This window comes from Pseudomonas sp. Z1-14 (assembly GCF_051132005.1).
Classification (GTDB): domain Bacteria; phylum Pseudomonadota; class Gammaproteobacteria; order Pseudomonadales; family Pseudomonadaceae; genus Aquipseudomonas.
This window is the reverse complement of record NZ_CP071646.1, coordinates 1,833,824-1,856,717: the sequence shown is the minus strand read 5'-3', so window position 1 is coordinate 1,856,717 and position 22,894 is coordinate 1,833,824. Positions and strand designations below refer to the sequence as shown.

Annotated in this window: 17 protein-coding genes and 1 pseudogene; 9 read left to right on the top strand and 9 right to left on the bottom strand. The window is 62.0% G+C overall.

Translation table 11 applies throughout. The annotated features are described in order from the left end of the window. Window positions 1–4 precede the first annotated feature (4 nt). Window positions 5–2,275: a bifunctional 23S rRNA (guanine(2069)-N(7))-methyltransferase RlmK/23S rRNA (guanine(2445)-N(2))-methyltransferase RlmL gene (gene rlmKL / locus J3P89_RS08610; RefSeq protein ID WP_434697264.1), complete on the bottom strand. Its 2,271-nt coding sequence runs from the start codon at window positions 2,273–2,275 to the stop codon at window positions 5–7. 530 nt (window positions 2,276–2,805) lie between these two features. On the opposite strand from rlmKL, the gene rmf reads away from it, so the two are divergent. Further along, complete coding sequence (gene rmf, locus J3P89_RS08605) at window positions 2,806–3,021, top strand: ribosome modulation factor (RefSeq protein ID WP_003223300.1); 216 nt, start codon at window positions 2,806–2,808, stop codon at window positions 3,019–3,021. 166 nt (window positions 3,022–3,187) lie between these two features. Here the strand turns inward: rmf and J3P89_RS08600 are convergent, their stop codons facing one another. After that, the gene (locus J3P89_RS08600) at window positions 3,188–4,207 is read right to left on the bottom strand and encodes a quinone-dependent dihydroorotate dehydrogenase (protein ID WP_434697263.1); all 1,020 of its coding nucleotides are present in this window, start codon (window positions 4,205–4,207) and stop codon (window positions 3,188–3,190) included. 233 nt (window positions 4,208–4,440) lie between these two features. Here J3P89_RS08600 and J3P89_RS08595 point away from each other — a divergent pair, with 233 nt between their 5' ends. The 8 genes and pseudogenes from J3P89_RS08595 to cobA all read left to right on the top strand — a co-directional run bounded on the left by J3P89_RS08595 (window position 4,441) and on the right by cobA (window position 16,288). Next, window positions 4,441–5,652 carry a CmpA/NrtA family ABC transporter substrate-binding protein gene (locus tag J3P89_RS08595; RefSeq protein ID WP_434697262.1) on the top strand — a complete coding sequence of 404 codons (1,212 nt, stop codon included), beginning with the start codon at window positions 4,441–4,443 and terminating at the stop codon, window positions 5,650–5,652. A gap of 14 nt (window positions 5,653–5,666) precedes the next feature. Further along, a complete protein-coding gene (locus J3P89_RS08590) occupies window positions 5,667–6,242 on the top strand; it encodes an ANTAR domain-containing response regulator (protein ID WP_047737436.1) in 576 nt (191 codons plus the stop codon). 466 nt (window positions 6,243–6,708) lie between these two features. Further along, entirely contained in the window at window positions 6,709–7,920 is a 1,212-nt protein-coding gene (locus tag J3P89_RS08585; protein ID WP_305499861.1) for a nitrate/nitrite transporter, read from the top strand. A gap of 9 nt (window positions 7,921–7,929) precedes the next feature. After that, entirely contained in the window at window positions 7,930–9,600 is a 1,671-nt protein-coding gene (locus tag J3P89_RS08580) for a protein kinase domain-containing protein (RefSeq protein ID WP_434697261.1), read from the top strand. A gap of 436 nt (window positions 9,601–10,036) precedes the next feature. Further along, entirely contained in the window at window positions 10,037–12,490 is a 2,454-nt protein-coding gene (nirB, locus tag J3P89_RS08575) for a nitrite reductase large subunit NirB (RefSeq protein ID WP_434697260.1), read from the top strand. Beyond that, complete coding sequence (gene nirD, locus J3P89_RS08570; RefSeq protein WP_434697259.1) at window positions 12,487–12,804, top strand: nitrite reductase small subunit NirD; 318 nt, start codon at window positions 12,487–12,489, stop codon at window positions 12,802–12,804. Before nirB ends, nirD begins: the two co-directional genes overlap by 4 nt. Further along, window positions 12,804–15,521: a nitrate reductase gene (locus J3P89_RS08565; RefSeq protein ID WP_434697258.1), complete on the top strand. Its 2,718-nt coding sequence runs from the start codon at window positions 12,804–12,806 to the stop codon at window positions 15,519–15,521. Before nirD ends, J3P89_RS08565 begins: the two co-directional genes overlap by 1 nt. 10 nt (window positions 15,522–15,531) lie before the next feature. Then, window positions 15,532–16,288, top strand: a pseudogene (gene cobA / locus J3P89_RS08560) (uroporphyrinogen-III C-methyltransferase). 811 nt (window positions 16,289–17,099) lie between these two features. Here cobA and J3P89_RS08555 read toward each other — a convergent pair. The 7 genes from J3P89_RS08555 to J3P89_RS08525 all read right to left on the bottom strand — a co-directional run bounded on the left by J3P89_RS08555 (window position 17,100) and on the right by J3P89_RS08525 (window position 22,690). After that, window positions 17,100–18,134: an OmpA family protein gene (locus J3P89_RS08555; protein ID WP_058542369.1), complete on the bottom strand. Its 1,035-nt coding sequence runs from the start codon at window positions 18,132–18,134 to the stop codon at window positions 17,100–17,102. A gap of 107 nt (window positions 18,135–18,241) precedes the next feature. Continuing rightward, window positions 18,242–18,832: an RNA polymerase sigma factor SigX gene (sigX, locus tag J3P89_RS08550; protein WP_025212681.1), complete on the bottom strand. Its 591-nt coding sequence runs from the start codon at window positions 18,830–18,832 to the stop codon at window positions 18,242–18,244. Between the two features lie 91 nt (window positions 18,833–18,923). Beyond that, a complete protein-coding gene (locus tag J3P89_RS08545) occupies window positions 18,924–19,748 on the bottom strand; it encodes a mechanosensitive ion channel family protein (RefSeq protein WP_305499852.1) in 825 nt (274 codons plus the stop codon). A gap of 2 nt (window positions 19,749–19,750) precedes the next feature. Next, entirely contained in the window at window positions 19,751–19,996 is a 246-nt protein-coding gene (locus J3P89_RS08540) for a hypothetical protein (RefSeq protein ID WP_014337331.1), read from the bottom strand. 65 nt (window positions 19,997–20,061) lie between these two features. Further along, window positions 20,062–21,057, bottom strand: coding sequence for a zinc transporter ZntB (locus J3P89_RS08535; protein ID WP_434572885.1), 996 nt, complete (start codon window positions 21,055–21,057; stop codon window positions 20,062–20,064). 25 nt (window positions 21,058–21,082) lie between these two features. Further along, a complete protein-coding gene (rraA, locus tag J3P89_RS08530) occupies window positions 21,083–21,574 on the bottom strand; it encodes a ribonuclease E activity regulator RraA (protein ID WP_305499847.1) in 492 nt (163 codons plus the stop codon). A gap of 126 nt (window positions 21,575–21,700) precedes the next feature. Further along, entirely contained in the window at window positions 21,701–22,690 is a 990-nt protein-coding gene (locus J3P89_RS08525; RefSeq protein ID WP_434697257.1) for an alpha/beta fold hydrolase, read from the bottom strand. Window positions 22,691–22,894: the final 204 nt, after the last annotated feature.

Below are 22,894 nucleotides of genomic sequence, written 5' to 3'. Positions count from 1 at the left end.
CCGGTCAGCGCGCCATGATTTTCCAGGCGCGGTGAATCTTGCTGTTTCGGACAAAATCCGGGTCGATGGTCCCGGCGGTGATTTCCTCCACGGCGTAACGCTCGCCCAGGTTGTCTTCGAGCTGGAACTTGCGGAAGTTGTTGGAAAAATACAGCACGCCACCCGGCGCCAGGCGCGCCATGGCCAGGTCCAACAGCTGGACGTGGTCGCGCTGCACGTCGAACACGCCTTCCATGCGCTTGGAGTTGGAGAACGTCGGCGGATCGATGAAGATCAGGTCGTACTCGTCGCGACTGGCTTCAAGCCAGGCCATGACATCGCCCTGCTCCAAGCGGTTCTTGTCGGAAAAACCGTTGAGCGACAGGTTGCGCCGCGCCCAGTCCAGATAGGTTTTCGACAAATCAACGCTGGTGGTGCTGCGCGCCCCGCCCTTGGCGGCATGGACGCTGGCGGTCGCGGTGTAGCAGAACAGGTTGAGGAAACGCTTGCCGGCGGCCTCTTTCTGGATCCGCAAGCGCATTGGCCGGTGATCGAGGAACAACCCGGTGTCGAGGTAGTCGGTGAGGTTGACCAGCAGCTTCACGCCGCCCTCGTTGACCTCGGTGAACTTGCCCTGGGCGCTCTGGCGCTCGTACTGCTTGGTGCCGCTCTGGCGCTCGCGACGCTTGATGACAACGCGGCTCTTGTCGACATTCAAGGCTTGGGGAATGGCGGCCAGCGCATCGAACAACCGGGCCGAGGCCTTTTCCGGGTCGATGGACTTCGGCGCGACGTATTCCTGGACGTGCACCCAATCGTGGTACAGGTCGATGGCCATGGAATATTCCGGCATGTCGGCATCATAGACCCGGTAGCAGTCGACGCCTTCACGCTTGGCCCACTTGCTCAGCAGCTTGAGATTTTTCTGCAGGCGATTGGCGAACATCTGCCCGCCTTCGCTCAACCGCGCCTGCTCGACCACAGGGGCTGGCGCCGGGGCCGGTTTGATCGGGTTGCCATTCTTGTTGTACTGGCGCTCTTGCGGTACTTCAGGGGTTTGATCGTAGACAGCCTGTTCACGCTCGGCCTGGCGTTGTTCCGGGGTGCGACGCTCGCCAGTGACGAACTGATCCGGGAGCACCTTGATCAGCAGCAACTTGCACGGCAAGGCGCCGTTCCAGAACGAATACTGCTTGTGGCTGCGAATACCCATGCGCTTGCCCAGGTCCGGCGCGCCAGTGAACACCGCGGCCTCCCAGTTCAGGCAGGCCTGGCGCAGGCGTTCACCGAGATTCTGGTACAGATAGAGCAGGCTGGCTTCGTCGCCCAAACGCTCGCCGTACGGCGGGTTGCAGATCACCAGGCCCTTCTGGTTCTGGTCCGGGCGCGGCTCGAAGGTGGCGACTTCGCCCTGATAGATCTTGATCCACTCGCTCAGGCCCGCACGCTCGACGTTGTTGCGGCCCGGCTGGATCAGCCGTGGATCAGCTTCGTAGCCGCGAATCCACAACGGTGGCTTGGCCAGCCCGGCGGCGGCGCGCTCGCTGGCTTCTTCGTGGAGTTTTTTCCATAACGCCGGCACGTGGCCGAGCCAGGCGGTAAAGCCCCATTGCTGGCGACGCAGGTTCGGCGCCATGTCGGCGGCGATCATTCCGGCTTCCACCAGGAACGTGCCGACGCCGCACATCGGGTCCGCCAGTGCCCCGCCTTCGGCGGCAATGCGTGGCCAACCGGCGCGAATCAGGATGGCGGCGGCGAGGTTTTCCTTCAGCGGGGCGGCGCCCTGCTGCAAGCGATAACCACGTTGGTGCAGGCTATGGCCCGAAAGGTCGAGGGACAGGATTGCTTCGCCACGGTCCAGGCGCAGGTGGATGCGCAGGTCCGGGTTGAGCTTGTCGATGGATGGCCGCTCGCCCGACGGCGTGCGCAGCTTGTCGACAATGGCATCCTTGACCTTCAAGGCGCCGAAATGCGTGTTGTCGATGCCCGAGCCGTGACCGCTGAACTCGACCGCCAAGGTACCATCGGCGAGCATGTGGTCTTGCCAGTCGACGTCCAGCACCCCGTGGTACAGGTCTTCAGCGTCTTTCATCGCGAAGCGCTTGAGCACCAGCAATACGCGGTTCGCCAGGCGCGACCACAGGCACAGGCGATAGGCCGTTTCCATGTCGGCGATGCCGCGAACGGCCGAGGTGTGCTCGCGCGCCTCTTCAAGGCCAAGCCCGACGGCTTCCTCGAGAAGCAGGCCTTCGAGGCCCTTGGGGCAAGTGAGGAAGAGTTCGAAACGATCGGACATGGGATTCAGAGCCTTTGGCTAAGTGGGCCGGGCAACGCATTGCCGGGCCGGGTTCAATCAGGTGCTTTTCTCAAGAGCACCCGCGTGGCACGAACGTGTGCCGTTCCGTACTCGCCGCTCAGGTTCAAAGAGCTTAGATGCGAGGACAGATAAAAAATTCTGTGCAACAAATTGTGAAAAGTTGTCCCTTTCGTCGAATAGTACCCGAGTGCAACGGGGGGACATTCTCATTCGATATCGGCGACCGCCCTTCGGCGCAGGGCTGATCATACAGGGGTCTGACGCAAAAGCGGGCGCCGAACATGATGTTACTTATCGCACTAACATCTTTCTTGTTACGTGCTTATGACAAAACGATCATTCCATCCATGTGACGCTTTGGTTAGAACTCACCACAGGTTGGCGTCGCAACGGCGTCAACACCCTTGGCTCGTCACGCCGGCAACGAGCCACCAACGGCAGAATGATTCTGCCCCGGCCTCGATAGAGGTCGACGCTAAGCAACAGTCAACAAGTGAGGGCAACACCCTATGAGAAGACTTAAGCGTGATCCGTTGGAAAGAGCATTTTTACGCGGTTACCAATATGGCGTTGGTGGTAAATCCCGTGAGCTTTGCCCCTTTACTCTACCGTCGGTACGTCAAGCCTGGATCAACGGCTGGCGAGAAGGACGCGGCGACAACTGGGACGGTATGACCGGCACTGCGGGTATCCACAGACTCAACGAACTTCACGCCGTCGGCTGACACAGGGCCCTGATAATCAAAAACCCGACAATCTGACATTCAAATCGTTTTAACCACGCACGTCCCATCCGGGCGGCGGGCTACGGCCCAGAGGGCTCCCTTGAGGAGCCCTTTTTAATGGGCATGACAAAACCCATGGGATCTGCTCAGTGACCAGCCTTGGGAATCAACCCAACGCGGCAATCGCATCCACCGACTCGCGAATCAACGTCGGGCCCTTGTAGATGAACCCGGAATAAACCTGCACCAGGCTCGCCCCTGCCGTGATTTTCTCGGCGGCATGCCGGCCTTCGGTAATACCGCCCGCCGCGATGATCGGCAAGCGTCCCGCCAATTCGCCGGCCAGCACTTTCACCGTGTGGGTGCTCTTGTCGCGCACCGGAGCGCCGGACAGGCCGCCCGCCTCGTCACCATGCTCCAGGCCTTCTACACCTTCGCGGCCCAGCGTGGTGTTGGTGGCGATCACCGCATCCATGCCGGTCTCGATCAAGGCCTGGGCCACTTGGACGGTTTCTTCGTCGCTCATGTCCGGGGCAATCTTGATGGCCAGCGGCACATGCCTGCCGTGCGTCACCGCCAGTTCCGCGCGACGTCGCGCCAGGTCGGCCAGCAATTGCTTGAGCGAATCGCCGAACTGCAGGCTGCGCAGCCCTGGCGTGTTCGGCGAACTGACGTTGACGGTCACATAACTGGCGTGAGCGTAGACCTTGTCCAGGCAGATCAGGTAATCGTCGACGGCGCGCTCCACCGGCGTATCGAAGTTCTTGCCGATGTTGATCCCCAGCACACCCTTGTACTTGGCAGCAGCCACACGGGCCAGCAGATGATCGACGCCCAGGTTGTTGAAGCCCATGCGGTTGATGATTGCCTCGGCCTGCGGCAAACGGAACAGCCGTGGTTTGGGATTGCCCGGCTGCGGACGCGGCGTCACGGTGCCGATTTCAACGAAGCCGAACCCCAGCTGGGCGAACCCGTCGATGGCCGCGCCATTCTTGTCCAGGCCGGCGGCCAGGCCGACCGGGTTGGGAAATTCCAGGCCCATGACTGTCACCGGCAATTTTGCCGGGGCCTTGCACAGCAACCCGTTGAGCCCCAAACGTCCACCCGCGCCGATCAGGTCCAGGGACAGATCATGGGAAGTTTCCGGGGAAAGTTTGAACAGCAGTTCACGGGCCAGGGTGTACATGGGCGGCTTTGACTCGGGCGACGAAATGAGGCGGCGATTATAGCCGGGCAACGGCAACGCAAGCGAGGCGCCCGCACAAAACAATAGCGCTGGCATATGCCTTGCACCCTTTTGGTCATCAGCGCCCATGCCAGTGACGGAATGAGCGCCACACTGATTTAAGGGACAACGGCGTCGTCGTCCGGCTTCCTCGGCCCGGAAGCGGCGCTTTTTTATGCGGAAGGTGATGCGCGATGAACGAAATTCCAGCCACCCCCCTGGCTTGGGTCAATGGCAGCGATGCCCCGGAAAAGAGCGCGGTCAACCTCGGCTTCATGGCCCTGAGCGACTGCGCCCCGGTGGTCGTGGCCGCCACCCAGGGCTTCGCCCAGCCCTACGGCTTGACGCTGAACCTCAAGCGCCAGGCCTCCTGGGCCAACCTGAGGGACAAGCTGGTCAGCGGTGAAATCGACGCGGCCCACAGCCTGTACGGCCTGATTTATGCCGTGCACCTGGGGATCGGCGGCGTCGCGCCGACCGACATGGCCGTGCTGATGGGGCTGAACCAGAACGGCCAGAGCATCAACCTGTCCCATGGTTTGCAGGCGCAAGGCGTGACCAGTCCTGAGGCACTGGAGCAGCATGTGCACCAAACTCGCCCGAAACTGACCTTCGCCCAGACCTTTCCCACCGGCACCCATGCCATGTGGCTCTATTACTGGCTCGCCGCCCAGGGCATCCATCCGTTGTCGGATGTCGACAGCGTAGTGGTGCCACCGCCGCAGATGATCGCGCACCTGCAAGCCGGGCGCATCGATGGTTTCTGCGTCGGCGAGCCCTGGTGCGCCAGCGCCGTGAAGCAGAACCTCGGTTTTACCCTGGCGACTACCCAGACCATCTGGCCCGACCACCCGGAGAAAGTCCTGGGTTGTACCCGCGCGTTTGTCGAGCAATACCCCAACACTGCCCGCGCACTGGTGATGGCCATCCTCGAAGCCAGCCGCTTCATCGAACAAAGCACTGAAAACCGCCGCAGTACCGCGCAATTGTTGAGCGCCCCGGAATACCTGGACGCTCCGCTCGATTGCATCGAGCCGCGCCTGCTCGGGATTTATGCCGACGGCCTGGGCAACAGCTGGCAGGATCCCCACGCCATGCGCTTTCATGGGGACGGCGAGGTGAACCTGCCGTACCTGTCCGACGGGATGTGGTTCATGACCCAGTTCCGGCGCTGGGGTCTGCTGCGCGAAGACCCGGACTACCTGGCCGTGGCCCGCCAGGTCCAACAGCTCAAGCTGTATCGTGAAGCCTGCGCGGCGCTGGGCGTGACGTCGCCTCGCCAGGACATGCGCAGCAGTCAACTGATCGACGGCACGACCTGGGACGGCTCGGACCCGGTCGGGTATGCCCGCAGCTTCAAACTGCACGCCTTGAGCGATGCGGCTCCCCTTCTCGCCAGCCGCTGACAGGAGCCTCGATTATGCTGCGTATCCTGCTGATCAACGACACCGCGAAAAAAGTCGGGCGTCTCAAGGCGGCCCTGATTGAAGCCGGATTCGAGGTGATCGACGAATCCGGTTTGACCATCGACCTGCCGGCGCGCGTCGAAACGGTGCGTCCGGACGTGATCCTGATCGATACCGAGTCACCCGGGCGCGACGTCATGGAGCAAGTGGTGCTGGTCAGTCGTGACCAGCCACGACCGATCGTCATGTTTACCGACGAGCACGACCCGGATGTGATGCGCCAGGCGATCAAGTCAGGCGTCAGCGCCTACATCGTCGAAGGCATCCATGCCGCACGCCTGCAACCGATCCTCGACGTGGCCATGGCCCGCTTCGAAAGCGACCAGGCCCTGCGCGCGCAACTCCTGGCCCGGGACCAGCAACTGGCCGAACGCAAGCGCATCGAACTGGCCAAGGGCATGCTGATGAAGATGAAGGACTGCAACGAGGAACAGGCCTACACACTGATGCGCCGCCAGGCCATGAGCCGCCAGCAGAAGCTGATCCAGGTGGCGGAGCAGATCATTGCCATGAACGAGTTGCTCGGCTGAAAGCCTTGTAGCGCCTGGCCAGCCGCCTTCGCGAGCAGGCTCGCTCCCACAGTTCCGGGCACACCTCAGGTCCCTGTGGGAGCGGGCTTGCTCGCGAAAGCGGTCTTACTTCCAACATTGATATGACTGACCCACCGTCTTCGCGAGCAAGCCCGCTCCCACAGGGTTTGCGGGGTGAGCACGACATTTGCGAACAACCACAATCCCTGTGGGAGCGAGCCTGCTCGCGATAGGCCTCCCCCCAATCTCCCGGGTTGGCACAGATCTCGCTTAAGCAACCCCACAGGTAACCAACGGCGGTTGCCCCACCTACGACAAAGACGTCGCACACCCTCCTCGCCTCTCTGGCGATCCGGGTTGCGGCGTTTTTTTGTTTTGGCCCCGCGGGGCCGGTGGTGCGACCACAGACGGCGCACTGCTCAAAGCACTGACTCATTTCTCGAGACTTTTACAGCTGAGGTGCGCGATGAATTCAAGCTTCTGGAAATCCGGCCACACCCCGACATTGTTCGCGGCCTTCCTCTATTTCGACCTGAGCTTCATGGTCTGGTACCTGCTCGGCCCATTGGCGGTACAGATCTCCGCCGACCTGCACCTGACCACCCAGCAACGCGGCCTGATGGTCGCGACGCCAATCCTCGCCGGCGCCGTGCTGCGCCTGTTCATGGGCCTGCTGGCCGACCGCATTTCACCGAAGACCGCCGGCATGGTCGGCCAGGTGATCGTGATCGGCGCGCTGTTCTGCGCCTGGAAGCTGGGCATCCACAGCTACGAACAAGCCTTGCTGCTGGGCCTGTTTCTGGGCGTGGCCGGCGCTTCGTTCGCCGTGGCCCTGCCGCTGGCTTCCCAGTGGTATCCACCACAGCACCAGGGCAAGGCCATGGGCATCGCCGGTGCCGGTAACTCGGGCACCGTGCTTGCCGCGTTGATCGCTCCGGTGATGGCGGTGGCCTTCGGCTGGACCAACGTGTTCGGCTTCGCGGTGATCCCGCTGGTGATTACCCTGGTCCTGTTCGCCTGGCTGGCCAAGAACGCACCGGAGCGGCCCAAGGCCAAATCCATGGCTGACTACCTCAAGGCCCTCGGTGACCGCGACAGCTGGTGGTTCATGTTCTTCTACAGCGTGACCTTCGGCGGCTTCATCGGCCTGGCCAGCGCCCTGCCCGGCTACTTCAACGACCAGTATGGCCTGAGCCCGGTGACCGCCGGCTACTACACCGCGGCCTGCGTCTTCGGTGGCAGCCTGATGCGGCCCTTGGGTGGCGCGCTGGCGGACCGTTTCGGCGGCATCCGCACCTTGCTGGGCATGTACACCGTGGCGGCTGTCTGCATCGCCGCGGTCGGCTTCAACCTGCCGAGTTCCTACGCGGCGCTGGCCCTGTTCGTCTGCACCATGCTCGGCCTGGGTGCGGGCAACGGCGCGGTGTTCCAACTGGTGCCACAACGTTTCCGTCGCGAGATCGGCGTGATGACCGGGCTGATCGGCATGGCCGGCGGCATCGGCGGCTTCGCCCTGGCGGCGGGCATGGGCGCGATCAAGCAGAGCACCGGCAGCTACCAACTGGCGCTGTGGTTGTTCGCCAGCCTCGGTGTCCTGGCCTGGTTCGGCCTGCACGGGGTCAAGCGTCGCTGGAGGACCACCTGGGGTTCGGCAGCGGTCACCGCGGCTCGGGTATAACCTGCAACCATGAGCCTGCAACTGAGTTTTGCCGAAGCCAGCGCCACCGGTCCCCGAGAGGAAAACCAGGACGCCCTGCGCCTGGTCACTCCCGCCCCGGCCCTGGCCGCCAGCAAGGGTTACCTGTTCGCCATCGCCGACGGCGTGAGCCAATGCGCCGATGGCGGATTGGCCGCGCGTTCGACCTTGCAGGCACTCGCCTTGGACTATTACTCCACGCCGCAGACCTGGGGCGTGGCCCAGGCGCTGGACCGGCTGCTGCTGGCGCAGAATCGCTGGCTGCAAGCCAACGGCGGCGGCCAACCGCTGCTGACCACGGTCAGCGCGCTGGTCCTGCGGGGGCGGCGCTTCACCCTGGCGCACGTCGGCGATTGCCGGGTCTACCGGTGGCACGCCGACTATTTGCAACGGGTCAGCGAAGATCACGTCTGGGAACAACAGGGCATGCAACATGTGCTCAAGCGTGCCTTGGGGCTGGATCAGCATCTGATACTCGATTTCCTCGACGGTGAGCTGCGTGAAGATGAAACCTTCGTGCTGCTCAGCGATGGCGTCTGGGCGGTATTGGGAGACACGGCCATTGCCGGCATCCTGCGCGACCAGCCAGACCTGGATCGCGCGGCGCAGACGCTGGTCAACGCCGCGCACCTGGCCGGTAGCCAGGACAACGCCAGCGCGCTGTTGGTGCGGGTCGATGCGGTGGGCGAAGCGAGCATCGGCGACGCGCTGATCCAACTGCAACAGTGGCCGCTGCCCCCTTCACTGAAGGCGGGCCAGGCGTTCGAAGGCTGGCAGATCGAAAGCCTGCTCGGCCAGAGCCAGCAATCGTTGCTCTACCGGGTACACGATGGTCAGGGCCAACCCTGGCTGTTGAAAACCTTGCCCGTGCAGCTACGGGACGACACCCGCGCCGGCCAGGCGCTGTTGTCGGAGGAATGGTTTCTCAAGCGGGTCGCGGGTCGGCAGTTTCCGGAGGTGCATGGCGTCCCCCAGCGCCAACATCTGTACTACGTGATGCGTGAATACTCGGGCGTGACCCTGGCCGAGCTGTTCAACCAAAGCGGTCCGTTGCCCCTGGCTCAATGGCTGGAGCTGGCGCAGCGACTGGTGCGCGCGGTGGGCCTGTTGCATCGAAGGCAGATCTACCACCGCGACATCAAGCCGGAAAACCTGCACCAGGGCAACGATGGGGAGTTGCGCTTGCTGGATTTTGGCCTGGCGTACTGCCCCGGTTTGTCCGAAGACCAGGCCAACGTCTTGCCTGGCACCCCCAGCTACATAGCGCCGGAAGCCTTCGGCGGCGCCGCGCCGACGGCGCAACAGGACTTATATGCGGTCGGCGTGACCTTGTATTTCCTGCTGACCGGGCATTACCCCTACGGCGAAATCGAAGCGTTCCAGCGACCGCGCTTTGGTGTGCCCGTGAGCGCCAATCGTTATCGACCGGACCTGCCCGAATGGCTCGGGCAGAGCCTGGAACGCGCCGTGGCGGCAGACCCTGCGCAGCGCTTTGAAACGGCTGAAGAATGGCTGTTGCAGCTGGAACAGGGCGAGCGGCGAAGCTTGAGCGTCAGGCCCCGGCCATTGCTTGAGCGGGAGCCGCTGAAGGTCTGGCGGACGTTGGCGCTGGTGTCGTTGGTGGTGAATGTTGTGTTGTTGTTCCTGGTGTTTCACTCATAACCACCGTGGCGAGGGAGCTTGCTCCCGCTCGAGCGCGCAGCGGTCGCCGTTTTTTTGAGTCTGCTTCGCAGCCCAGCGGGAGCAAGCTCCCTCGCCACAAGAGCCTTCTCGCCAGCCCTGCCACGCTCCATTACCGGGCAACACGCTTTGATTCGGTGCAATAAATCCCCCCGCAACGCGGCCAATCCGCGCCTCCTCCAGTAAATCCAAGCCCTCGCGCCACTTGGCACAACCACTGCATAACCTCTTCCACCATACATAAAGCAACGCCTCCAACGATGAAGGCGGTGCTTCCCGAGAGAACGGGACCAGGACAAAGGCGTCCTCGCTAGTTTGCTAGCGAGACGCCTTTTTTTGTTTTCGAAAAAATTGCCGAGCCAGCCCGACCGCCGTGATGAAACGTGACGAAACCGGTCTGGGCTTGCGGAGAACCCTGATGAAAAAACTCAAACTGGTAATGATCGGCAACGGCATGGCCGGGGTTCGCACCCTCGAGGAACTGCTCAAACTGAGCAACGAGCTCTACGACATCACGGTCTTCGGCGCCGAGCCCCACACCAACTACAACCGCATCCTGCTCTCGCCGGTGCTGGCCGGAGAACAGACGTTCGAAGAAATCGTGCTCAACGACCTGAGCTGGTACCTGGATAACAACATCAAGCTGCTGCTCAACCGCAAGGTGGTAGAGATCGACCGGGTCAAGCGCCGGGTCATCGCCGAAGACGGCAGCGAAGCCGAATACGATCGCCTGCTCATCGCCACCGGCTCCACGCCGTTCATCCTGCCGATCCCTGGCAACACTCTGGATGGCGTGATCGGCTATCGCGACATCGCCGACACCCAGGCCATGATCAATACGGCCAAGACCCACAAACACGCGGTGGTCATCGGTGGCGGCCTGCTCGGCCTGGAAGCCGCCAATGGCTTGAAACTGCGCGGCATGGACGTGACCGTGGTGCACATCGGCGAATGGCTGCTGGAACGCCAACTGGACAAGACCAGCGGCCTGCTGCTGCAAACCGCCCTGGAAAACCGTGGCCTGAAATTCCGCCTCAGCGAGCAGACCCAGGCCTTGCACGACGCCGGCAACGGCCGGGTCGGCTCGGTCCAGTTCAAGAACGGCGACATCATTCCCGCCGACCTGGTGGTGATGGCTGCCGGTATCCGGCCCAATACCGAACTGGCGGAAAAATCCGGCATTCCGTGCAATCGCGGAATCCTCGTCAACGACACGATGCAAACCTATGACCCGCGCATCTACGCCATCGGCGAGTGCGCCAACCATCGCGGCACCGCCTATGGCCTGGTGGCGCCGCTGTTCGAGCAAGCCAAGGTCTGCGCCAATCACCTCGCGCAACTGGGCTTCGCCACTTACAAGGGTTCGGTGACGTCGACCAAGTTGAAAGTCACCGGCATCGACCTGTTTTCCGCCGGCGACTTCATGGGCGGCGAAGGCACCGAGACCATCACCCTTTCCGATCCGATTGGCGGCGTCTACAAGAAATTGGTGATCAAGGACGACGTGTTGGTCGGCGCCTGCCTGTACGGCGATACCGCAGACGGCGGCTGGTATTTCCGTCAGATCCGTGAGAACCACGGCATCAGCGAGATCCGCGATCACCTGATGTTTGGGGAAAACGCTTTAGGCGACGTCGGCCACCAAGGCCAGGACAAAGCCATGAGCATGGCCGACACCGCCGAAGTCTGCGGCTGCAATGGCGTGTGCAAGGGCACCATCGTCAAGGCGATCCAGGAACACGGCCTGTTCAGCGTCGATGACGTGAAAAAGCACACCAAGGCCGCGAGCTCCTGCGGCTCCTGCGCCGGCCTGGTGGAACAGATCCTGATCAACACCGTCGGCGGCGCGGCGGACGTGAAGCCGAAAAGCGAAAAAGCCATCTGCGGTTGCAGCGACCTCAACCATGGGCAGATCCGCCAGGCGATCCGCGACCAGCACCTGCTGACCATCGCCGGGACCATGGGTTACTTGAACTGGCGCACCCCGAACGGCTGCGCCACCTGCCGTCCGGCCCTGAACTACTACCTGATTTCCACCTGGCCCGGCGAAGCCCAGGATGACCCGCAGTCGCGCCTGATCAACGAACGCGCCCACGCCAACATCCAGAAAGACGGCACCTACTCGGTGGTCCCACGGATGTGGGGCGGCGTGACCAACCCATCCGAGCTGCGCCGCATCGCCGACGTGGCCGACAAATACAACGTGCCCATGGTCAAGGTCACCGGCGGCCAGCGTATCGACCTGCTGGGCATCAGGAAGCAAGACCTGCCCGGCGTCTGGAAAGACCTCGACATGCCGTCCGGCCACGCCTATGGCAAATCCATTCGCACCGTGAAGACTTGCGTGGGCAGCGAGTTCTGCCGCTTCGGCACGCAGAACTCCACCCAATTGGGCATCGAGCTGGAGCACGACCTGTTCAACATGTGGTCGCCGCACAAGGTGAAGCTGGCGGTCTCCGGTTGCCCACGCAACTGCTCGGAAGCGGGCATCAAGGACGTCGGCATCATCGGCGTAGATTCCGGCTGGGAGATGTACATCGGTGGCAACGGCGGGATCAAGACCGAAGTCGCCGAGTTTTTCGTCAAGCTCAAGACCGCCGAAGAAGTGCGCGAATACAACGGCGCCTTCCTGCAGCTGTACCGCGAAGAAGCCTTCTACCTCGAACGCACCGTGCACTACATGCAGCGCGTCGGCATGGAACACATCAAGAAAGCCGTGCTGGAAGACCCCGAGCGGCGCAAGGCCCTGCACGAGCGCTTGAAGTTTTCCCTGTCGCTGGAGCAGGACCCCTGGAAACAACGGCTGGAACAACCGCAGCTGAAAAAAGAGTTCGAGGTCATCCCCGTGAAGAACCTGGAGGTACTGGCATGAACTGGCTGGATATCTGCGCGCTGGAAGACATCAACGCCTTGGGCTCACGCATCATCAACGGGCCGAAAGGCGATATCGCGATTTTTCGCACCAGCGACGATGAAGTATTCGCACTCGACGACCGTTGCCCACACAAGGGCGGCCCGCTGTCCCAAGGCCTGATCTATGGCAAGCGCGTGGCCTGCCCGCTGCACAATTGGCAGATCGACCTGGAAACCGGCCAGGCCCAGGCCCCGGACGTGGGCTGCGCCCATCATCATTCGGCCCGCGTCGAGAACGGCCGGGTGATGCTGGCCCTGCGGGACGCAAGCTGATGAACCGCCAGACGACTGCCTCGACCTGCTGTTATTGCGGGGTCGGTTGCGGCGTGCTGATCGAACATGACGGCGAGCTCATTCTCGGCGTCAGTGGCGATCCCACCCATCCGGCCAACTTCGGCAAACTGTGCAGCAAGGGCTCGACCCTGCACTTGACCGGCGACCTCGCCGCGCGCGCCCTCTATCCCGAACTGCGGCTGGGCAAAGGCCTGGCCCGTGGCCGTACCGATTGGGACAGCGCCCTGGACCATGCCGCCAACGTCTTCGCCGACACGATTGCCGAGCACGGACCGGACAGCGTGGCCTTCTACATCTCCGGCCAACTGCTGACCGAGGATTACTACGCCTTCAACAAACTCGCCCGGGCGCTGGTCGGTACCAACAACATCGACAGTAATTCCCGGCTGTGCATGTCTTCCGCCGTGGTGGGCTACAAGCGCAGCCTGGGCGCCGACGCGCCACCGTGCAGCTATGAGGATCTGGAGCTGAGCGACTGCGTGATGATCGTCGGCAGTAACATGGCCTACGCCCATCCCATCCTGTTTCGTCGGCTCGAAGAAGCCAAATCCCGCCGGCCGCAGATGAAAGTCATCGTCATCGACCCTCGGCGCACCGACACCTGCGACCTGGCAGACCTGCACCTGGCGATCCTGCCTGGCACCGATGTCGCCTTGTTCCACGGGATCTTGCATCTGCTGCTGTGGGAAGACTGGGTCGACCGCAGCTTCATCAAGGCCCACACCGAAGGCCTGGCGGACCTGAAGAACCTGGTGCGCGACTACACCCCCGCCATGGTTGCCCAGCTGTGCGGGATCAGCGTCGAGCAACTGCACCAATGCGCCGAGTGGGTCGGCACCTCGCCAAGTTTCCTCTCGTTGTGGTGCATGGGCTTGAACCAGTCCACTGCCGGCAGCGCAAAAAACAGCGCCCTGATCAATCTGCACCTGGCCACCGGCCAGATCGGCCGACCGGGCGCGGGACCGTTCTCGCTGACCGGCCAGCCCAACGCCATGGGCGGCCGGGAAACCGGCAGCCTGTCCAACCTGCTGCCGGGCCATCGCGAAGCCGGCAATCCGGAGCATCGCGCCGAGGTCGCCAGCTATTGGGGCGTTGAGCAATTGCCGAGCACCACAGGCTTGAGCGCTATCGAATTGTTCGAGCAGGTTCGCAGCGGCAAGATCAAGGCCCTGTGGATCGCCTGCACCAACCCGGCCCAGTCGATGCCGAACCAGGCCTCTGTGCGCGAAGCCCTGCAAGCCTGCCCGTTCGTGGTATTGCAAGAGGCCTTCCGGACCACCGAAACCGCCGCCTTTGCCGACCTGCTGCTGCCGGCGGCCAGTTGGGGCGAAAAAGAAGGCTCGGTCACCAACTCCGAACGACGCATTTCCCACGTTCGCCGGGCGATAAACGCACCGGGGGAAGCACGGCCGGATTGGGCGATCACGGTAGATTTCGCGCAACGACTGGAGAAACGCATGCGCCCCGGCCAGCCCAGCCTGTTCGCCTTTGAAACCCCAGCCCATTTGTTCGATGAATACAAGCAACTGACCCGTGGCCGCGACCTGGACCTGTCCGGCATCAGCCATGACGTGATCGACCGCCTCGGCCCTCAGCAATGGCCCTTCCCGGAGGGCGCCACGGTCGGAACGGCGCGCTTGTACGGGGACGGGATTTTCCCGACTGACAGCGGCCGCGCCCGATTCGTGGCCGACCCTTATCGCGCCGCCAAGGAATTGCGCGACGCACGCTACCCCCTGACGCTGAACACCGGTCGGCTGCGCGACCAGTGGCACGGGATGAGCCGTACCGGTACCGCCGCGCAGTTGTTCGGCCATGTGAACGAAGCGGTGCTCAGCCTGCATCCCGACGAATTGCTTCGGCATCGCCTGCAGTCCGGCGACCTGGTCAGTCTGAAGAGCCGTCGCGGCAGCGTGATCGTGGCCGTGGACAGCGACGACAGCGTGCGCCCCGGCCAGGCCTTCCTGCCCATGCACTGGGGCGACCGGTTTCTCAAGGGCGGGGTCAACACCCTGACTCAACCGGCATTCGACCCGTTGTCGAAACAGCCGGAACTCAAGCACAGCGGCGTACGCCTGGAACCGGTGAACCTGCCCTGGCAGCTTTTCGCCCTGGTTGAAGGCAACGTTCAACAGCATCTGGAGGCGTTGCGTCCGCTGTGTGAGGCGTTTGCCTACGTCAGCCTTAGCCTCACCGGCCGCGACCGTCCAGCGTTGCTGATACGCGCTGCCAGCGCCGTGGCGCCCGAACCGCAGCTTTTGCAGGCGATCGACGAACAGCTGGGGCTGATCGAAGGCCCGGTCCTGGCCTATGACGACCCGCGCCGCGCCATTGGCAAGCGGGTACGGATCGAAAACAGCCGCATCACCGCCATTCGCCTGGCCGGCGAAACCCTGGCCCGGCATTGGTTGCAAAACCTCTGGTTGGAAGGGCGCGCCGACGACCAGTTGCGGCGCTGGCTGCTGGCCCCCTTGAGCGCACCGCCGGGTAACACCGGCGCCGCCACGGCTGGTGGGAAGACTCTGTGCAATTGCATGAATGTCAGCCAGCGTGCGGTTTGCGCGGGCATCGAGCGCGGCCTGGATTTGCAGGGCCTGAAAAGAGAACTGGGCTGCGGCACGCAGTGCGGTTCCTGCGTACCGGAAATCAAGCGCCTGCTGGTTGCCACCGCGCAACCGGTCGCCGCGATCTCGTGAGGAAAACACTATGAACGCAAAAGTCTGGCTGGTAGGTGCGGGTCCTGGCGACCCTGAATTGCTGACCCTCAAAGCCGTGCGCGCCCTGGGCGAGGCCGACGTGGTGTTGATCGACGACCTGGTCAACGACGCGGTGCTGGAGCATTGCCCCAGTGCGCGCATCATCGCCGTCGGCAAGCGCGGCGGCTGCCGCTCCACTCCCCAGGCGTTCATCCACCGGCTGATGTTGCGTTATGCCCGCCAAGGCAAATGCGTGGTGCGCCTCAAAGGCGGCGACCCGTGCATCTTCGGCCGGGGCGGTGAAGAAGCACAGTGGCTGCGCGAGCACGGCGTCGAGGTGGAGCTGGTCAATGGCATCACCGCCGGTCTTGCGGGCGCGACCCAGTGCGACATCCCACTGACCCTGCGCGGGGTTGCCCGGGGCGTGACCCTGGTAACGGCTCACACCCAGGACGGCAGCAGCCTGAACTGGCAAGCCCTGGCGCAAAGTGCGCACGACCCTGGTGGTGTACATGGGCGTGGCGAAACTGAGCGAGATCCGCGAGCAACTGCTGGCCGGCGGACTGGCAGCGGACACGCCGGTAGCGATGATCGAAAACGCCTCCCTGCCCCATCAACGTGACTGCCGCAGCGACCTGGCCTCGATGGAGACCGATGCCGTCGCGTTTCAACTCAAGAGCCCGGCGATCCTGGTGATTGGCGCGGTGGCCGGTGCAGCCGAACTGGCTGCCTCCCCGCCGGTCTTCGCCCAGGCATCAGCCATCTGACAGCCCTGCACAATGTGGGAGCGAGCCTGCTCGCGATGCAATGTATCAGCAACCTCACTGGTGACTGATTTACCGCATTCGCGAGCAGGCTCGCTCCCACAATGGGATTGGGATACGACTGGGAGAGATAGGCCGACTGTCAGGCCGTCTTCGCGAGCAGGCTCGCTCCCACAATGGGATTGAGGTACGACTGGGAGAGATAGGCCGACTGTCAGGCCGCCTTCGCGAGCAGGCTCGCTCCCACAGGGAAACGCGGATCCACCCAAAACCAGGTCGGCTATAAGGCCGCCTCGCGGTGGACGTTGATTTCGGCGCCCCGTTAACCACGCTGGCCGAACGCAGGCAGTGCGCAGTGGGCATCCCGGCATGGATGCCGGGATAGCCGCGCTGGGCCAGGGACGGCCCTTCGCGGCGGGCCCACGGAGCAATGCCGGAGTGAGGGCACACCGAGCCTGAGCGAGGTGCCGAGTGGTGGGGCACAGGCGTTTTGCTTACTTTTGACTGGGCCGGCTTCCGGGCCTCTTAAAAGTGAGCCGCTGTAAAAGCGGAACCATAAGCCGCCGTTACCGCAGCAACGGATACGTACCCAGTCAACAAAATCCTGGCCGACTGTCAGGCCGCCATCGCGAGCAAGCTCGCTCCCACAATAGAATCGGAGTACGACCGGTAAAGATATGCCGGTTGAAAAGCCGCATTCGCGAGCAGGCTCGCTCCCACAGGTTCCTGGTTTTTCCAGCCGGCCACTAATCCACCAAATCGCAGGCAAAGAAAAGCCCGGCCTGAGCCGGGCTTTTCCAAAGCTTTGGGCTAATTACTTAGCTTGGGCTTCAACCTGCGCTTCTACGCGACGGTTAACTGCACGACCAGCTTCAGTGGCGTTGTCAGCAACTGGGCGGGATTCGCCGTAGCCAACAGACTGAACGCGGGACGATTCAACACCGTACTGGTTGGTCAGAACCTGCTTGACGGCGTTTGCACGACGCTCGGACAGCTTCTGGTTGTAAGCGTCAGGACCGACGGAGTCAGTGTGACCTTCAACAGTGGTGCTGGTGGATGGGTACTGCTTCATGAAATCAGCCAGGTTCTTGATGTCGCCGTAGCTGTTTTCTTTAACGACCGACTTGTCGAAGTCGAACTTGACGTCCAGCTCAACACGTACGACTTCAGCAACAGCTGGGCAGCCATCAGCGTCAACGGTTACGTTGGCTGGGGTGTCAGGGCACTTGTCGACGTTGTCGCACACGCCATCGTTGTCGCTGTCGGAGCAGACTTCAGCAGGTGCTGGAACTGGAGCAGCGGCTGGCTTGGAACCGCCACCGAAGTTCACACCGATACCAACGCTAGGCGCCCACTCGGTGTCGCCCTGGTCGATGTTGTACTGAGCTTCAACGCCGGCACGGGCGTAGAAGTTGTCAGTGAAATACAGCTTGGCGCCGCCACCAACGTTGGCGAAGGTAGAACGGTTACGACCGTTGCTGCCATTCTGGTCGATGCTCTGGTCCGAGAAACCGGCAGAGACGTAAGGACGCAGCATGTCGCCTGGGTTGTTGAAGTGGTACAGAGCGTCCAGAGCGGTGTTGGCGCCCTTGACGTTAGTGCCGTCGTCGGTACGTGCGTTGTGCACTTCGTCGTAGGCCAGACGCAGTTCAACGTCGTCGGTCAGGAAGTAACCAACCGAACCGCCAAACAGGTTGCCGTTGTTCTTGAAATCACGAGCGCTGTCGAACATTTCTTTCTTGGCGAAGCCTTCGATTTCAACTGCGCCTTGGCCTTGTGCCAGAGCGCCGAACGAAGTGGCAGCAATCAAAGAACCAATGGCAAAGCCCAAGGTGTTTTTCAGTTTCATCCGTTAAATCCCCATCTGGTGATTGTGAAGCAGTCCCGCAAACCGGGGGACAACTCGGCGGCAAGTCTATCAGAACTTGCCTACACGTAAGAGATATTTGCGCCGAACTAAGTTTCGGCAATGCCTGCAAATTTCTCACGCAGCTTATCGAGCGCGCGCTTGTAACGCATTTTTGTCGCGCTCAAACCCATATGCATTATGTCTGCGATCTCCTGGAATTCCAGTTCTGCGACAAATCGTAGCACCAGAATCTCCCGATCGATCGGGTTCACATAAACCAGCCAGCGGTCGAGCCCACCCTTTTCCTCGGGCTTGGGCGCCTTTTCTTCAGACGCTTCCTCGAGGGGGTCCAGGCTCAAAGCGTCCATCAAGCGACGCTTTCGCCGTTCCTTTCGATACTGCGTGATGCATTCGTTGTAGGTGATGCTGTACAGCCAGGTCTTGAACTTCGATTTCCCCTCGAAGTTCTTCAACCCGTAAAGCACCTTCAACATCACCTCCTGACAGACATCATCAGCATCGCGATCGTTCCCAAGATATCGTGCACAAACGTTAAATAAAGTTCTCTGGTAACGGCGCATCAACTCTTCATAGGCGCGCGTGACGTGGAACAGCTCCGTATGCGCGCGCGCGACCAACTCCTCATCAGAGAGATCACGGGGGTCGTAGCGCGTGGATAGCGATTGGGGTTTGTTCAAAACAAGTCGGGCCGACAGTCTAGGTCAATGTGCGCCGCAACCCGCCGTGGCGGGCATTTTGCGGCGGCATACATTAGCAGGATTTGCCGGGTTAGCGGCTACTCACATGCTGCTCCAGCAGGATCCGATTAGACAGCGATACCAGTTCCCCCTCCTCGGTCAGCAATGTGGTTTTCACCGTGCCGATCTCTTCGATCTGGCCTTCGACCTCGCCAACACGCACTTGTTGCCCAACCTCATACAATTCACGCACATAGATTCCCGCAAGAATCTGACCGGCGATTTCCCGGCTCCCCAACCCCATTGCCAGCGCGACTGCCAGACCAACGGTAATCAGGACGATCACGATCACGTGGTTGAGCAGGTCCGTCTTGACCTCCAACTGGCTGATCGCAACCGAAATACTGATGATGATCACCAGGCCCTGGGCGATACGCCCAACGCCCGAGGCATAGTCCAGCCCGACGCCCTCGGCCGCGCCACGCACCAGCCCGTTGGCCAGTTGCGCCAGCAGTACGCCCACCAGCAGCACCAACGCCGCACCGAAGACCTTTGGCAGATAGAGCGCAAGCATGTCGAGCGTAGCCGAGACCCGCTCCAGCCCCAGGGACTCAGCCGCCGAAACCAGGAAAATAAGCAGGACGAACCAGTAGACAATCTTGCCCACCAGCGTCGAGATCGGAACCTGGATGCCACCCCGCGACAGCAACTTGGTCAGGCCGGTACCGCCCATCAGGCGGTCGAGGCCAAGTTTGGCGAGCAATTTGGAGAGCAGCGTGTCGAGGAGCTTGGCCACCACGAAACCCAGCAACAGCACCACCAGGGCGCCAAAGAGGTTGGGGATGAAGTTAGCCACCTTGGTCCACAACGCAGTCATTGCCGTGACGAGGCTCTGGGTCCAGAGATCAAGTTCCATATTCAGTCAGCCTTATCAGCGGTGCGAGTAACGGGTTTGCGACGGGAAACCGGCGAGACATGGGCCGACCCGTTGTTCAGGGCGATCATCAGCGCGGGCAGCCAGCGGCCCAGCAGGCTGAAAAGATCACCGGCGCCAACCTGACGGTTGGCGGTTTTGAGTACGCGTCCCAGGCATGCGTCGTCGTCCCGGCTGGACGGCGAAGCCTTGAGCATGTCGCGCAGAGACTGTTCAAACGGATCGTGCATACGCGCACCTCTCGTGATGTCTGTGGAAGACGCGATCAGATTTCGTCGGGTCACATGAAGCCTCGTCACACCCAGCGCAAACGGCGAAACAGCCACCACTGCCCCAGGGCCACGCACAGCATCAACAGGCAGGCAACGAGGAAACCGTAGGGGCTTTCCGAAAACGGAATGCCGCCGACATTGATCCCCAGCAGCCCGGTGAGAAAGCTCATCGGCAGGAAGATGCCGGTGATGATCCCGAAGCGATACATCGTACGGTTCATGCGCACCGAAAGACGCCGGTCCTCGGCCTCCAGCACAAGCCCCACGCGCTCCCGGGTCAATTCCAGCTCTTCCAGGTAACGGGTGAGGCTGTTGTTCAATTCATTCCAGTAGTCGCCGTCGTCCTCGACGAACCAGGGCAATTTGATCCGTGACATCTGGCCGAAGATATCCCGCTGCGGGGCCAGGAACCGCTTCAGTCCGGCCGCCCTTCGACGGATATGCAAAATGGCGTCGTGCTCGGGAGTGTACCGTTCGTCGGTATCGAGTTTTTCTTCCTCGCCGTCGACGATTTCCGAGAGACAGGTGACCAGGTCCTGGACTTTGTTGGTCAGGTATTGCGCCATATAAAGGATGAGTTCCGAAGCCGTCTTCGGCCCCTTGCCCTCGGCCAGTTCCGCCAGCAACTCATCGGTGGCGCGCAACGGGCGCAACCGCAGGGAAATCACCCGCTGGGCCGAGGCGAAGATGCGCACCGAGACCATGTCTTCCGGTTCCGCGCCCGGGTTGAGGTTGATCCCGCGAAGAAACAGCAGCAGCTCGGCATTGGGCAGCGGCAGCAGGCGCGGCCGGGTGTTCTCTTCCAGCAACAGGTCGCAATTGAATTCGCTCAGGCCGCTGGATTTGCGCAACCAAGTGTGGGTTTGCGGATGACTGCGGTCCCAATGCAGCCACAGGCTTTCATGAGCCTGCAACTGCAAGTCGTCCAGTTCGGTCCGGGCTATCGAACGCGCGCCGCCTTTACCATCCAGCACCAGGGCATGCACCAATCCCCACTGCGCGTTTTCTTCCTCGAACATCCTCATCCCTTATGGCTGTAGCGCTTCATTCAGGCATTTTCAGCGGGCTCGGCGAAACAATCACGCCGTTGTTGTCCGCATAGACATACTCGCCCGGGCGAAACGTCACGCCAGCGAAGGTCACCGGTACATTAAGATCACCAATGCCGCGCTTGTCGGTTTTCATCGGGTGGCTGGCCAGGGCCTGGACCCCGAGGTCGGTCTGGGCAATGACGTCGACATCGCGGATGCAGCCGTAGATCACCAGCCCTTCCCAGCCATTCTTCGCCGCTTTCTCGGCCAGCATGTCACCCAACAGGGCCCGCCGCAGCGAGCCGCCACCATCGACGACCAGCACTTTGCCCTTGCCTTCGAGTTCAACCTGTTCCTTGACCAGTGAGTTGTCTTCGAAGCACTTGATGGTCACGATTTCACCACCAAAGGAGTCGCGGCCACCGAAATTGCTGAACATCGGTTCCAACACCTGCACCAGGTCCGGGTAGGTATCGCACAGGTCGGGCGTGAGGTAATGGTTCATCGGGCAGCTCCTGCAAGGGTTGGACGTCTGGCTGAATGAATAACCGTTTGTGACCGAAACAACGTAGCGCGTCATATCTTAGCCGCAAGCCGACCAGAGCGGAATGCCCTTGTCAGAGCCTTCCCCTCAAACCGCTTCGGCCAGGCGAGGCTGTTCTGCCGACAGCGGCGCGCGCTGATCTTCCAGCCAGCGCGCCACCAGCGGCCAGACCTCGGCTTGCGCGGCTTTGCTGACAAGCATTTCGACATGGCCGTAATCATCACCGAAGCCCTGCGCCCGGCCCAGGCAGACAAACTGCTTGCGCTCGGAACCGATCTGCTCGAAAAGTTTTCGACACGCCCAGGTCGGATCCTGCTGATCGCCGGCAGCACTCACCGCCAGTACCGGCACTTGCACGTCCGCCAGGCCGGCCCACCAGTTCTTCTCGGCATCGCCGAAACGCCCGAACAGGCCATACCAGCGCATGCTCTCCAGGGCCAGGCCGATAGGCTCGTCTTCCGGGCCGCGCTTGAGCCTTGGGCCGGACAATTGGGAAAAACGCTTGAGAATGAAGCGCCCGCTCCACTCCACCGGGGGGATTTTCAAGGGCCAGTAAGTGCGGCTGACCTGAGTGCCGAAAAACGCCGCCGACGCCACGGCGGGCTCGCCCAGGTAATGGCCGCCCAACGCTGCCGCCAGGGTGATGCCACCCAGCGAATGGCCAATCCAGTGGGGCACTTGCCCGCTTTGCTCGCGCACAAAAGCGCCGATGGCTGGCAAGTCGTAACGGGCATAGTCCGCGACCCGGTTATTGCGGTAGCCCTGGTTGCGCTGGGATAACCCATGGCCACGCATCTCGGGAATCCAGACATCGAACCCCAGGCGCACCAGGTACGCTCCCAGCCCCAGGCCCTTGGGCGAATACCAGAAGCGCCGGTTGGAAAAACTGCCGTGGAGCAGGATCACCGGAACACCACGGACCTCGCCGGCATCGGCCATGCCCAGGCGGGTAACGGCCACTTCGACGCTGTAGTCCGGGCTGTTGCCAGGTTTCAGGCGATACACATCTTCGCTCAGATCACCGCGCCGCTCGGCGCTGATCAGGGCGACAGGAAATAGGTTGCTGCTGCTTTGCATGATCTTCTTGCACAAAAAAGGGCGGCGTCCTGGTGGAGCCCGCCCTGCTTCAAATCAAAAGGGACTGGGAGACTGGTCGCCCGCGCACCTGTGGGAGCGAGCCTGCTCGCGAAGACGATGGGTCAGTAAAACCCGTATCGGCTGACACTCCGCAATCGCGAGCAGGCTCGCTCCCACAAGGCATTCCTCGGTTTACATCACCAG